Source organism: Amycolatopsis sp. 2-15, assembly GCF_030285625.1.
GTDB classification, from domain to species: domain Bacteria; phylum Actinomycetota; class Actinomycetes; order Mycobacteriales; family Pseudonocardiaceae; genus Amycolatopsis; species Amycolatopsis carbonis.
The window spans coordinates 8,470,899-8,484,314 of sequence record NZ_CP127294.1 but is presented as its reverse complement, the minus strand read 5'-3'; the positions used below and the strand labels follow the sequence as shown (position 1 = coordinate 8,484,314).

The following is a 13,416-nucleotide window of genomic DNA, read 5'->3' as shown; positions in this document are numbered from 1 at the left end:
TCCACCTCTCCCGGGAAAGGGGCACGCGTGGTGCGGACCGAGTTCGGGCCCGGCTTCGTCGAACGGCTGCCGGAGTTCGCCGCAGAGCTGGGCGGGTCGCGGGTCTTCGTGGTGACCGACCGCGGCCTGCGGGCGACGGGCATCGTCGGGCGCGTGGAGAAGATCTTCGCCGCGGCCGGCGTGGCCTGCGTCATGCACGAGGACATCGGCCCCAACCCCGCGACGACCGAGCTCGACCGCGGCGCCGCCCGCCTGCGTGAGAATGGGGCGCCCGTCGTGATCGCCCTCGGCGGCGGGTCCGCTCTGGACGCGGCCAAGGGTATCTCGCTGCTGGCCGGCAACCCCGGCTCGCTCGCCGCCGACGCGGACACCCTGTGGTCCGCTTCGGACGGGCTGCCGATCGTCGCCGTGCCCACGACGTCAGGGACCGGCGCGGAGACCAACGGTTTCGGCGTGGTGGAAGACACCCGCTTGTGCCAGAAAGTCTACATCGGACACGACTCGGTCCGCCCGCGCATCGCCGTGCTCGACCCGGAGCTCACACTCGGCCTCCCCGCCCCGATCACCGCCGCCACCGGCCTCGACGCCCTCGTCCACGGCGTCGAATCCCTCGCCTCCCTCGGCGCCGACGCCACGTCGCGGGCCGACGCCGCCCGCGCCGTCACCCTCGTCGGCGCCTGGCTCCCGATCGCCTACCGCGACGGTGCCAACCTGGAGGCTCGCTCCCAGCTCATGCTCGGTGCGCACCTCGCGGGCCAAGCCCTGACCCGCTCGGGCCTCGGCCTGGTCCACGGCCTCGGCCACGCCATCACCGCCCGCACCGGCATCCCGCACGGCGTCGCGCTGGCCGCGGTCCTTGAGGAGGTCATGACCTACACGGCCCCCTTCGCGGCCGCCGCCTACGCGCAGGTCGCCGACTCCCTCCGCGCCCCCGCCGCCATCGACGCCGTCCGCGCGATCTCCACGGCCGTCGACCTCAAACGCCCGCTCCGCACCTTCGGCCTCACGCGCGCCGACCTGCCCGCCCTGGCCACGGCCGCCCTGGCGGACGTGGTGACGAAGAACGCTCCCCGCGCGCCGCGACAGGCCGAGGTCGAGGAGCTGCTCGCGTCCGTCTACTGAGGACAAGGCCGACCGCCGAGCTGCCGGGCGAATCGCATCGGCAGCCCGGAGATCTCAGCCGGCTTTGTCCTCAGTAGCCGAGCGCGGCACCGCTGAGGCGCGAAGGCACGCGCCCGCGCAGTCGAGGCCTGGCCGCGCACGCGAGGCACCGCGCCTCGATGAGTTCGGGGCGCACGTCGCCAAGGCAATCCTCGCGCGGGGCGCCGGGCGTATCAGCCCGACAGCTTGGGGCCTCAGCCGTCCTTGTCCTCCGCCGAGGCGCGGCCTACGTGTGCGCGGCCGGGTCCTCGACCAAAACGCCTGCGTGCCTTCGCGTCCCAGTCGAGCCAACTCTGTCTACTGAGGACAAGGCCGACCGCCGAACTGCTAGTCCGATTCACCGGTCTGCGGAGGACAAAGACAAACGCCGGACCCCAGCAGGAGTCCGGCGTTTCCCGACACCGACCTCAGCGCTTCAACCCGTGCTCAATCGCCTCCACGATCCGCGGCCGCAGGTCCGCGACGCTGACGATCGCATCAACCGAGCCGACCTCCACGGCGCGCTGGATGCTGTGCACGCGGTCGAACTCGGCGGCCACCTCGCCCAGCTTCTCGGCGCGCACGGACGACTGCACCTCCGCCAGTTCGGCCGCGCAGGCCGCGCGCTCGGCGCCGCTGAGCTCGCCCAGACGCGCCTGCAGTGAGGAGACCCGCGGGTCGTTCGCCGTGCGCGTGTTGACCTCGCCCGAGAACACGACCGCGGCGGCCGGCGCCCCGCCCAGCACCGAGGCGAACGAGCCCTCCAGCGCGAGCACCGTCATGTTCGGGTTGAGGGCCTTGGAGAACACCACGAACGCCCCGCCGTGGTAGCGGGAGATCACGGTGAACACGATCGGGCCGTCGAAGTTGACGATCGCGCGGCCGATCTCGGCGCCGTACTCCAGCTGGAGCTTGCGCATGGACTCCGGGGAGCCGTCGAAGCCCGACAGGTTCGCCAGCACCACCAGCGGACGGTTGCCGCTGGCCGAGTTGATCGCGCGGGCGACCTTTTTGGACGAACGCGGGAACAGCGTGCCCGCGGTGTAGGTGTCCGGGCCGTCGGTGGGCGGGAAGCCTCGGCGCGGCACCGAGCGCGACTCGATGCCGAGCAGGCACACGGGGTGCCCGCCGATGTGCACGTCCTGCACGGCCGCCGTGTCCGCGTCGGCCATGCCGGCCCAGCGCTCCAGCACCGGGTGGTCCTGGTCGGACAGGGCGCGCATCACCGTGCGGATGTCGAACGGCTTCTTCCGGTCCGGGTTGTGCTCGGCCGAGAAGATCTGGCCCACCGTGGTGAAGTCGCTGCCGACGATCGCGTGCGGGAAGTCCGACATGTCACGGCTGACCGGGTCCGACGTCGCCGCGGTGCGCGGGCCGGGTTCGCCCGGCACGACGTAGGTGTGGTCGTAGTGGGACATCAGCACGTCGCGCGCGCCCGCCAGGTTCGGCGCCCAGTACTGCGCCTGGCCGTTGGGGCCCATCACGCGGTCGTAGCCGCCGATGCCGAAGTTGTCCTCGGCCGACACGCCACCGGAGAAGTCGAGCGACTGCTTGCCCGTGAGCACCATCGCGGAATCCGGCGTCATGACGAGGATTCCCTTGGTGTGCATGAGCATTGTGGCTTCGGCGTTCCAGTACGGCTGGCCGCCGACGGTGATGCCGGAGACGACGATGTTGATCTCGCCGCCGTCCTGCGTGAACTCGACGATCCGCTTGAGCGCCGCCGCGATCCAGTCCATGTTCTCCACGCCGGAGTCCATGGAGATCTTGGCGCCGGACGACAGCGCGAACCACTCGACGGGAACCCGCATCCGCTCGGCCAGATCGAGCGCGCCGATCACCCGCGCGCACTCCGGCTCCGCGAGCGCGCCGAGGGACTTCGTCGGGTCGCCCAGCAGCACCACCCGCGTGACGCCCTCAGGCACCCGCTCGGTCGGCGTGGAGACGACCCCCGCGACGATCCCGGCCTTGTTGCGCCCCTTCGGCCGCTCGACCGGCACGAGGGCGCCGGAGTCGTCGAGGTCGTGCTCGGTGAACGTGCCGCCGCCGGCGAGCAGGTTGGTGAGCTCGTACGGGTACACGGTGTCGCGCCGCGCCGCGCGCAGCACCTTCTGGCGGTAGTCGTCCAACGGCTGCACCGGGTCCTGCGACGGCTCGCCGACGGACAGGCGCACGCCGGAGCCGGCCTCGTTGCGGATCGTCACGGCCAGCTCGGTCAGCTCACCCGTCTCCGGCTTGCGCCGCCGCGCCAGGAACTGGATCTCCTCCACGCCCGCGCCCGCCGTCGACGGCAGCACGCGCCGGGCGAGCAGGTTCAGCTCGTCCATCGTGAGGTCGCTCGGCGGCCACACGTAGACGACGATCCGGTTGGTGTCGAAGCGTTTCCGGGCCGGGCGCTGCGCCTGCACGTTGCGGATCGCGTCGAGGCACGCGGCCAGCGTGTCCTCGGCCGCGGGCAGCGACACGAGCCGGCCGTCGGCCTCGCGCAGCGGCGTCAGGTCACGCACCTGCGCCATCGCGACCAGGCGCTCGTCGGCCGGGTTGGCCTGCGCGACGCACTTGAACAGGTACACCTCTTCGTCCGCCGAAGGCAGGCGCGTGAGGTCGAACTCCTGCAGCCGCTCCAGCTGCATGCGCTCGGCGACGCGCGGGTGCAGGCCGCGGATCAGCCGGTCCTCCGCGAAGCCGTCGGCACCGCGGCGGAACGTGAAGTGGTGGTGCATCACGGCCCCGCCGCCCCCGGCGACGGTGGTGGTGATGCGCGTGATCGCGTCCGGCAGCGGCTGCGCGGCGAGGACCTCGCCGAGGCTCGTGGCCATCGTGTCGGAGTCGGGCTGGTCGGCCCACGTCACGTAGATGTCGGCCACGGCGTAGGTGCCGGCGTCGCTCGCCAGCTCACCCGCGGCGCGGACGGCGGCGGGCAGCCGCGTGAAGTCGACGGCCGTGGTGACCACCCGCGCGGGCTCGGCGTGCTCCGCGGTGACGAACACACACTCGGCGACCTCGCGCCGTTCGATTTCGGACAGGCTCTTGTTGCCGTAGTAACGCCGGGTGAGAACTTCCAGCAGCGGCGCGGGATCCGTGCCGGGCCGGTCGATGCGCTGACCGAGCAGCCGCACCAGCGGCTCCGAGCTCGACACCATGCCGGCGATGAGCTCCGCGCGGTCAGCCGCGTCCGGGTTGCGGTCGAGGTACTTCAGGCTCTGGCGGACCTCGGCGTAGACCTCCGCGCGGGCGCGGCGCAGCAGCGGCTGGGCGAACCAGCGGAACACCACACCGCGCGCGAAGTCGCTCACGGCCGGGTGGCGCACCTGCGTGGCGGCGACGAGGTGCTCCAGCGCCAGGCCGGCCTCCTCGCGCAGGTCGCCGGTGGGCGGTGCCTCCGTGAGCCACTGCCGCAGCAGCGCCGTGACGATCGCGACGTCCGACGAAGACCGTTGCTGCGCAAGGAAGATGCGGAAGACCGCCTCCTCCAGCTCCGGCGTGCGCTCCAGGTCGGCCACGCCGTAGTGGCCGAGGACGCGGCGCAGGCGGGCCTGGAACGTCTCGGGCAGCCCGGCGCGCTCCACGTCGAGGCTCTGCAGGTAGGTGTGGAAGTACTCGCGGGCGCTGTGCACCGGGCTCGCCGGGCTGGCGTCTTCGCCGGCCGGCTTGTTGCGCGTGAGCTCCGACAGGTCGGCGAACACGCCCAGCAGCTCCACCTCGCCCGCCAGCGGCCGGGAAGCACCCTGCTCGGCGCGCGCGGCGAGGTAGCCGGCGAGCGTGCGGCGCTGGTCGTGCGGGTCGACGTCGAACCCGAGCAGCAGGCCGCGCAGATCCTGCAGCCCGCGCGCCGCGCGGTCGGCGGCGGAGGCGGCCGTGGGCTCGGCGGGCAGCTCGATCTCGACGGTCTCGGCGACGTCGGCGGCTTCCGCCGCGTCATCGTCGTCGGCCAGCGGCTCGAGGCGCATCAGCGCGGCGCCGGTCTCGACCTGGCTGCCGATCGACACGGGCAGCTCTCGCACCCGAGCGCGGAACGGTGCGCGCAGCACCGTCTCCATCTTCATGCTCTCCAGCACGAGGATCGGCGCGCCTCCGTCGACCTCGTCGCCGACGGACAGCGGGGTCGCGACCACCAGCGCGGGCGCGGGGGAGCGGACGACACCGCCCTCGTCGCGGCTCACGCGGTGGGTGATGCCGTCGACCTCGACCAGGTGGATCGGGCCGTGGGTGGCGGCGACGAGGCGGAACCGCGTGCCGTTCACGGTGATCTGGCCGCTGTGGGAGTCGAAGCGCTCGATCTCGACGTCGGCCGGGTGCACGTCGCCGCCGCCGCTGATGCCGACGCGGAAACGCTTCGGCCCGATGCGCGCGACGCTCACCCGGTATGCGACGCCGCGCAGCTTCAGGTCGAGCGGGCGGCCGCTCTCGAACTGCACCTGCGGACGGCCGCCGTGCGCGGTCGACAGGAGCCGGACGCGGGCGATCTCTTCCTCGTCCTCGTAGGCCTCGATGGCCGCGGCGGCGAGCGCGATCGCGGAGTGCTTGCTGGTGACCAGGCGGCCCTCGCCGCGGACGCGGTCGATCCAGCCGGTGTCGGCGCTGGCGTCGATCACCTCGGGCTGGTCGAGCAGGTCGAGCACGAAGCTCTTGTTGGTGGCGCCGCCCTCGATGATCACGGTGGTCTCGGACATCGCGCGGCGCAGGCGGGCGAGCGCCTGGTCGCGGTCCCGGCCGTAGGCGATGATCTTCGCGATCATCGAGTCGAAGTCGGCGGGGATCGTGTCGCCTTCGCTCACGCCGGTGTCGACGCGGATGCCGGGGCCGGCCGGCAGCAGCAGCCGCGCGATGTGGCCGGGCGACGGGGCGAAGTCGCGGTCGGGGTCCTCGGCGTTGAGCCGCGCCTCCACGGCGTGGCCGAGCTCGGCGGGCTGCTCGCCCTCGAGCTTGCCGCCCGCCGCGACGTGCAGCTGCAACTGCACGAGGTCCGTACCGGTGGTGATCTCGGTGATCGGGTGTTCCACCTGCAGCCGGGTGTTCACCTCGAGGAAGGCGAACAGCTTCTCGCCCGGGTGGTAGAGGAATTCGACGGTGCACGCGCCGCGGTAGCCGACCTTGACCGCGAGCCGCTCGGCCGAGGACTTCAGCTCGGCCGTCTGCTCCGGCGCGAGGACCGGCGACGCGGACTCCTCGATGATCTTCTGGTTGCGCCGCTGCACCGAGCAGTCGCGCACGCCCAGCGCCCATGCGGTCTCGCCGTCGGAGATCACCTGGACCTCGACGTGACGGGCGCCCGTGACCAGGCGCTCCAGGAAGACGATGCCGCTGCCGAACGCGCGCAGCGCTTCCTGGCTGGTGCGCTCGTAGGCGTCGGTGAGCTCGTCGGCCGAGGACACCTTGCGGATACCGCGCCCGCCGCCGCCCGCGGTCGCCTTGAGCATGAGCGGGTAGCCGATCTTGTCGCCGGCCGCCAGCGCGTCTTCGAGCGTGGCCACCTCGCCGCGGCTCCACGGCGCCACGGGGACGCCGACCTCTTCGGCGATCAGCTTCGCGCCGATCTTGTCACCGAGCTGGCGCATGGCCTCCGCGCTCGGCCCGATGAAGGTGACCCCCACCTTCTCGCACAGCTGGGCGAACGCCGGGTCCTCGGCGACGAAGCCCCAGCCGACCCATGCGGCGTCGGCCTTCGTCTCGACCAGCGCCTTCTCCAGCTTGTCCAGATCGAGGTACGGGCGCGCCGAGGCCGGCCCCAGCGAGTAGGCCACGTCGGCCTCCCGCACGAACGTCGCGGACCGGTCCGCGTCCGTGTAGAGGGCGACCGTCTCGATCCGGGCACCGGTCTCCGCGGAAAGATCTCGGACAGCGTGGATCAACCGCATAGCGGCTTCCCCGCGGTTCACGATGGCGACACGACTGAACACCGGACTGAGCCTCCCAAGTACCCACGCGCAGCAGGCGACGTCCGTATCCGGAGCGTCGCCTGTCTTCGCTTACACCCTGCTCCCTTACCGGCGGGTACACCAATGTCGTGCATGGCGCATGCCGGAGCCGTTGCATTGTGGGAACCCGCCAAAAAGTTGCCCAGGCCACACCGCCGTGGACACGTTTCGCGCGAGGTCTGCCACAAACCACCCGGTAAACGTACGGCGCCCGCACTGGGGAAACCGCGAGAGTGCGGAGCGTGGCCGAGGTTGTCGCTCCGACGGTGCGTGATCGTCACCCGCTGTTCAACCTTCGATGTGGTTTGTCTCCGAATAGTTTGACGCAGTACTACCTTCTTGTGGGCTTTGAGGAGGTCGGGATGAATCAGGACGTGGTGGTCCTGACCGCCGGCGCCTACCTGCTGGTGCCCGCAGGCGTGGTGCACGCATGGGGCACCGTGGCCGAGTCCGGCGCCGACGTGCTGATCGTCAAAGCGCCAGGCGAGAACCGCTTCGGCTACTTCCGCTTTGGCGACCGCATCCGCCGCGGCGCGGCGGACCCCGCGGAGGTCCTGGCTACGCGGGCGAACTTCGACAACCACTTCACGACGAGTCCGGTGTGGACGCGGCTGCTGGCGAGGGAGTCGGAGCGGGCCGCGGTGGTGGATTTTCCGGGTGGCGCAGGGGATTGATCTCGCGGTGGTAGGGAGGATTGACGGGTGCCGCCCGGCACGCTTCGACGGAGGTGACGGCGGCGGTCTTGGGCTGAGGGCTTGAGGCTTCGGTCCTGGCTTCGGGTATCGGGTCTTTGGTCTCGGGTACGGGCCCGGGGTGCGGCTTGGGGCCCTCGGGTTTTCGAGTGTCGAAGATTTGCCGCGGCCTCGAACCTCGGCTGCGGACTTAGGCTTCGGATTGCGGCGTGTGGGCTGCGGGGCCGCCTCGCTTGTACTGAGCGGCGGACTTCGCTGCGGTGCGATTGGCCGACTCAGCCGGCCGATCGCACGGGCGGGGCTATAGGCCGCGTGGGTAACGCTGCGTTTCTTGGCCGATCTGTGTCCCAGCGCAGCGCGTTGAATGAGCTCCGGACTCGCTGTCGTGCGATCAGCCGACCTGGCCGGCAGTGGACGGAGCGGAGTAGCGGGTTGCCCCGCTCGGCCGAGGCTTTCCGCACATTCGCGCTCCACCTGGTCCGGTTTCCCTCGTTTTCGACCGGTTGTCCAGTGACCCTTGACACACCTCGTCGGCCCCCTTACCTTCGCTGGTAATCGATTTCTCGAATGGTGGGATCGAGGGGGATGGGCGACGACGGCGTCGCGCTGGTCGAGCTGGCCGGCGTCAGCAAGACCTACGGCGGAGTGCGTGCAGTTCGTTCGGTGGATTTCACCGTGTGGGCGGGGGAGGTGCACGCGCTCCTCGGGGAGAACGGGGCGGGCAAGTCCACCCTGATGAAGGTTCTCTCCGGAGAGGTGGCCGCCGAGGAGGGGGCGATCCGGATCGGCGGGGTGCCGGCCCGGTTCGCCCGCCCGGCCGACGCGCAGCGGGCCGGCGTCGCGATGATCCACCAGGAGCTCGACCTCGTGCCGGCGCTTTCGGTGGCGGAGAACGTGTTCCTCGGCCGCGAGCCGCACACCCGCTACGGGGTGCTCGACCGCAAGCGGATGGTCCGCACGACAAAAGCCTTGCTCGAACAATCCGGTGTGGACCTCGACGCCACCGCTCCGGTCGAGCGGTTGCGCACCGGCGAACAACAATTGGTGACCATCGCGAAAGCGCTGTCGCTGAACGCGCAGATCCTGATCATGGACGAACCGACCTCGGCGCTTTCCCCCGTGAAGTCGAGCGATTGTTCGCAGTGATCGACCAGTTGCGCACAGCCGGTGTGGCCCTGGTGTACATCTCCCACCGCATGGCAGAAATCGGACGCGTCGCGGACCGGGCAACAGTGCTGCGCAACGGCGAAGTCGTCGCCGAGTTCGCCGCGCGCGAGCTGACGGCGGCGCAGGTAGCCGAAGCGATGGTGGGCCGGCCGGTGCAGCAGATGTTCACGACCGAAACCAAGCCGTTCGAAGGCGAACACGTTTTGGTGGTAGACGAACTCGTAGTCACACCGCAGGCCGGCCGCCGCGAACCGGCGGGGGTCAGCCTGAAGGTCGGCGCCGGAGAGATCGTCGGGGTCGCCGGACTGCTCGGCTCAGGCCGCACCGAACTCCTCGAAACCCTCTACGGCGCGTCCCCAGGAACCATCACCGGCGGCCAAATCCGGCTCAACGGCAAGGAATACCGGCCGAAATCCCCGCGAGACGCGCTTCGCAACGGCGTGGCGTTCGTCCCCGAGGACCGCCGGATCTCCGGCCTCTCGCTGGACCACTCGACCCTCGCCAACACCGTCCTTTCCGTCGTCGACGCATTGGCCCGCTTCGGCATCGTCTCCGCCGGCCGAGAGCGCGAAACCGCCCGAACCTCGGCCGAACAGCTCGGTGTCAAACTTCGCACACTCGCCGACCCGGTCGGCGCGTTGTCCGGCGGCAACCAGCAAAAGGTGGTTCTCGGACGCGCTCTGCTCACAAAACCACAGCTGCTGTTACTCGACGAACCAACCCGAGGCGTCGACGTCGGCGCGAAGGCCGAGATCTACCGAATCCTGGGAGAAGTCGCACAAACCGGGGTGGGAATCCTCCTCGCGTCGTCCGAACCCGCCGAGCTGGTGGGAGTCTGCGACCGCGTGGTGGTGCTGCGCGGCGGCAAGACCGTGCACGAGCTCGACACCGCCCTCGCCGGCGAAGGCGAGCTGCTCGCCGCCTCGATGGGAGACGTCCGGTGACCGGCCGCACGGTGCTCGCCACGCTGTTCCGGTTCCAGAGCGTCTTCGGGCTCGTCGTGGTGTTCGCCGCCGCGATCGTGTTCTCGCCCTCGAACGACGGCGAACTCGTGTTCCTCGGCGCGGACAACCTGCTCAACGTCGTCCGCGCCATCTCCGAGATCGGCATCCTCGCCGTCGGCATGACGCTGGTGATCCTCGTCGGCGGCATCGACCTGTCCGTGGGCTCCGTGCTGGGCCTCGCGTCCGTCGGCGTCGCCGAGCTGCTGACCACGAACGACTGGGCCCTCGTGCCCGCCGTGCTCGCGATCCTCGCGCTCGGCCTCGGTTTCGGCCTGGTACAAGGAGTCGCGAGCGCGCGGTTCCGCATCCAGTCGTTCATCGTCACCCTCGCCGGCATGCAGATCGCCCGCGGCCTCGCCCGCATGTGGTCCGGCGGCGAAGGCGTGTCGATCACCTACGGCGACGGCCCCGGCCAGGCGCCGGTGCCGTTCTCGCTGCTGGGGGAGCGGACGTTCAACGGCACCGTCCCGATCCCCGCGCTCATCTTCGTCGTGGTCGCCGCCCTCGCCATGGTGCTGCTGCGGGTGAGCGCGTTCTCCCGGCACATCTACGCGATCGGCGGCAACGAGAAGGCCGCGCGGCTGTCCGGCGTGCCTGTGGTGCGTGTGAAAGTGCTCGTGTTCGGCATTTGCGGCCTGCTCGCCGCGCTGGCCGGCATCGTCCACGCGGGACAGCTCAACTTCGGCGGCCCCAACGACGGCAGCGGCTACGAGCTCAACGCGATCGCCGCCGTGGTCATCGGCGGCACCAGCCTCTCGGGTGGGCGCGGGACCGTGCTCGGCACCGTGGCGGGCGCACTGCTCGTCGGCGTGCTCGACAACATCCTCCAGCTCAACAACATCGACTCCAACGTTCAGCTGATCGTGGTCGGCGTGGTGATCGTGTTCGCCGCCGGGCTGCAACGGCTGCGTCCGGGCCGCGCGCAGGCCGGCCCGTAGAGACGTTGGCCAGGGAAGGGGAGCTCACATGTCCATCACCACCCGCCGCGGGCTGGCGCTCGCGGTCGCCGGGGTCGCGTTCGTGGCCACGGCCTGCGGCACCACGCACGAGAACGCGCCAGGGGCGTCGTCCGGCGCCGGACCCGCCACGCAGGCGTGCAAGGGGCCGGGCGGGAAGTTCACCATCGGCATGAGCCAGGCGAATCTCGGTGAGCCCTACCGCGTGCGGATGGACGACGACATCCGCAAGGCGGCCGCGTCGATCCCGCAGTTCACCGTCAACTTCGCCGACGCCGCGCAGGACAACTCGAAGCAGGTGGAGCAGGTCAGCACGTTCCTCACACAGAAGATCGACCTGCTCATCATCAGTCCCAACGAGGCGACGCCGCTCACCAGCGTCGTGAAGAAGGCCTACGACCAAGGCATTCCGGTGCTGGTGCTCGACCGCAAAGTGGACGGTGACGCGTACACGTCGTTCATCGGCGCGGACAATGTGGACATCGGGCGCCAGGCCGGCCAGTACTTCAAGCAGCACGTCCTGCCCCAAGGCGGGAAGATCGTGGAGCTGAAAGGCCTCGCGGGTTCGACGCCGGCGAAGGAACGCGCCGACGGCTTCGACGAGGGCATCGCGGGCTCGGGCATCACGATCGTCGGGACCGCCGACGCCGATTGGTTGCGCGACAAGGGTCAGCAGCAGGCCGACGCGCTGCTCAAGGCCCATCCCGACGCGCAGGCGATCTTCTCCGAGAACGACCCCATGGCCGAAGGCGCCCGGCTCGCGGCGCAGAACGCGGGCAAGGCGACGCTGCCGATCGTCGGGATCGACGGGCTCCCCGTGCCGGAGGGCGGGATCAAGGCGGTGGAGGCCGGGCGGCTGTCGGCCACGTTCATCTACCCGACCGGCGGGGCGGAAGCCGTTGCCGCGGCGAAGAAACTGCTCGTCGACTGCGGGCAGGTCCAGAAGGCGCAGACCCTGCAGACACGGCTGATCACCAAGGACAACGCCACGCAGGTCTACGCCGAGCTCAACCAAGGCTCATGACACGCATCGGGGTCATCGCGATCTCCGACGGTCGCGATCACGTGCACCGGCGCAACACCGGGTTCATTCGGTCCAAAGTGGACTCTTTTATCGCCGCCCTCACGGCCGCCGGCCACGACGTGATCAGCGGCGGGCTCGTGGCCACCAACACCACGGCGACCGCGGCCGCCCGGTCCGTCGCCGCGGCTTCGGTGGACGTGACAGTGTTCTACTACGGCGTCTGGAGCTTCCCGCACTTCACGATGCTGGCGGCCGACGCGACGACCACACCGTTGCTGCTCGTCGCGTCCACCGATCCGGCGGAACCGGGGCTCGTCGGGATGCTCGCCGCGGGAGGCGCCCTGGACCAGATCGGCCGGCGCCACACTCGGTTGTGGGGCGCGCCGGACGACCCGGCGCTGGCCGACGACGTCGGCGCGCACGCGCGGGCGGCCGGCGCCGTGGCGTCGCTGCGCGGCTCGACGTTCGGGCGGTTCGGCGGGCGGCCGATGGGAATGAACACCGCCGTCGCCAACACGGACCAGTGGATGCGGCAGTTCGGCGTGGACGTCGAGGAGATCGACCAGTACGAGCTCGTGCTGCGCGCCGAGAAGGCCGACGCCGCCGAGGCCGCGCGTGGGCGCGAGTGGCTGGAGCGGCTCGCGACTGTCCACTATGACGGGGCGAAGCTGACGCCTGAGTTGCTGGAGCGGCAGATCCGGGCGTACCTGGCCGTGCGGGAGCTCGCGGCCGAGCGGCACCTGGACTTCTCCGGCATCAAGTCGCAACCCGAGCTGACGGAGAACTTCGCGACGATGGACGTGGCGGAGGCGTTGCTCAACGACCCGTACGACTGGAACGGGCCCAAGACCGTCCACGTCACCGCCACGGAGTCCGATATGGACGGTGCGCTGACGATGCAGCTGATGCACCGCATCACGGGCACGCCGGTGCTGTTCGCGGATGTCCGGCACCACCATCCCGATCGTGACGTGTGGGATTTGTGCAATTCCGGACAACACGCCACGTGGTTCGCCGCCCGCAGCGGCGACCCGGCGGAGAACCTCGGCCGCGTGCACCTGTATCCGTCGGTGTTCTTCTTCCCCGCCGGTGGGGCGTCGGTGGCGCACTTCGCGGCGCCGGGGCGGATGACCCTCGCGCGGCTGACCCGGCTCGACGGGGCTTACCGGCTGCAGCTGGTCATGGGCGAGTTCGAATGCTACGACGACGCCACGAACACGGCGTTGGCCGCTCGGTCCACACCGGAATGGCCGCACGCGTTCACCCGGCTCGACGTCGAGGCGACGGTGTTCCTCCGGGGGTTCGGTGCCAACCACATCCACGCCGTCCCGGGCGATCGACGGCGGGAACTGCGCGTGGCGGCGGAGCTGCTCGGGGTGCGCGTGGAGGAGTGGACGCGCTGACCGCTTCCGGCCAGTGGCCGTCACTTTCGTGAGCCAGGAGCGACCATGCCCCGGTGAGACTTCTGCGTGTGGTGCTGGCCGTGGGTTTCGTGCGGACGACCGTGCCCGGGGT

Annotated in this window: 8 protein-coding genes; 7 read left to right on the top strand and 1 reads right to left on the bottom strand. The window is 70.6% G+C overall.

Going from position 1 to position 13,416, the window contains the following annotated elements:
• The first annotated feature begins 27 nt into the window (after positions 1 to 27).
• Positions 28 to 1,122 (top strand): iron-containing alcohol dehydrogenase family protein, encoded by a 1,095-nt coding sequence (locus tag QRX50_RS41935; RefSeq protein WP_285968628.1) that lies wholly within the window; start codon positions 28 to 30, stop codon positions 1,120 to 1,122.
• Between the two features lie 446 nt (positions 1,123 to 1,568).
• Here the strand turns inward: QRX50_RS41935 and QRX50_RS41930 are convergent, their stop codons facing one another.
• On the bottom strand, positions 1,569 to 7,040 hold the full coding sequence (locus QRX50_RS41930) for an ATP-binding protein (protein ID WP_285968627.1): 5,472 nt from the start codon (positions 7,038 to 7,040) through the stop codon (positions 1,569 to 1,571).
• A 260-nt stretch (positions 7,041 to 7,300) separates the two neighbouring features.
• On the opposite strand from QRX50_RS41930, the gene QRX50_RS41925 reads away from it, so the two are divergent.
• The 6 genes from QRX50_RS41925 (at position 7,301) to QRX50_RS41905 (ending at position 13,304) form a co-directional block, all read left to right on the top strand.
• Positions 7,301 to 7,732 carry a hypothetical protein gene (locus QRX50_RS41925; RefSeq protein ID WP_285968626.1) on the top strand — a complete coding sequence of 144 codons (432 nt, stop codon included), beginning with the start codon at positions 7,301 to 7,303 and terminating at the stop codon, positions 7,730 to 7,732.
• Between the two features lie 585 nt (positions 7,733 to 8,317).
• Entirely contained in the window at positions 8,318 to 8,896 is a 579-nt protein-coding gene (locus QRX50_RS50155; RefSeq protein ID WP_353074056.1) for an ATP-binding cassette domain-containing protein, read from the top strand.
• A 50-nt stretch (positions 8,897 to 8,946) separates the two neighbouring features.
• Entirely contained in the window at positions 8,947 to 9,861 is a 915-nt protein-coding gene (locus tag QRX50_RS50150) for an ATP-binding cassette domain-containing protein (protein WP_353074055.1), read from the top strand.
• Positions 9,858 to 10,859: an ABC transporter permease gene (locus tag QRX50_RS41915; protein ID WP_285968625.1), complete on the top strand. Its 1,002-nt coding sequence runs from the start codon at positions 9,858 to 9,860 to the stop codon at positions 10,857 to 10,859. Before QRX50_RS50150 ends, QRX50_RS41915 begins: the two co-directional genes overlap by 4 nt.
• Before the next feature lie 28 nt (positions 10,860 to 10,887).
• A complete protein-coding gene (locus QRX50_RS41910; RefSeq protein WP_285968624.1) occupies positions 10,888 to 11,901 on the top strand; it encodes a substrate-binding domain-containing protein in 1,014 nt (337 codons plus the stop codon).
• Complete coding sequence (locus QRX50_RS41905) at positions 11,898 to 13,304, top strand: L-fucose/L-arabinose isomerase family protein (protein ID WP_285968623.1); 1,407 nt, start codon at positions 11,898 to 11,900, stop codon at positions 13,302 to 13,304. The genes QRX50_RS41910 and QRX50_RS41905 overlap by 4 nt, the downstream gene beginning before the upstream one ends.
• The last annotated feature ends 112 nt before the right edge of the window (positions 13,305 to 13,416 follow it).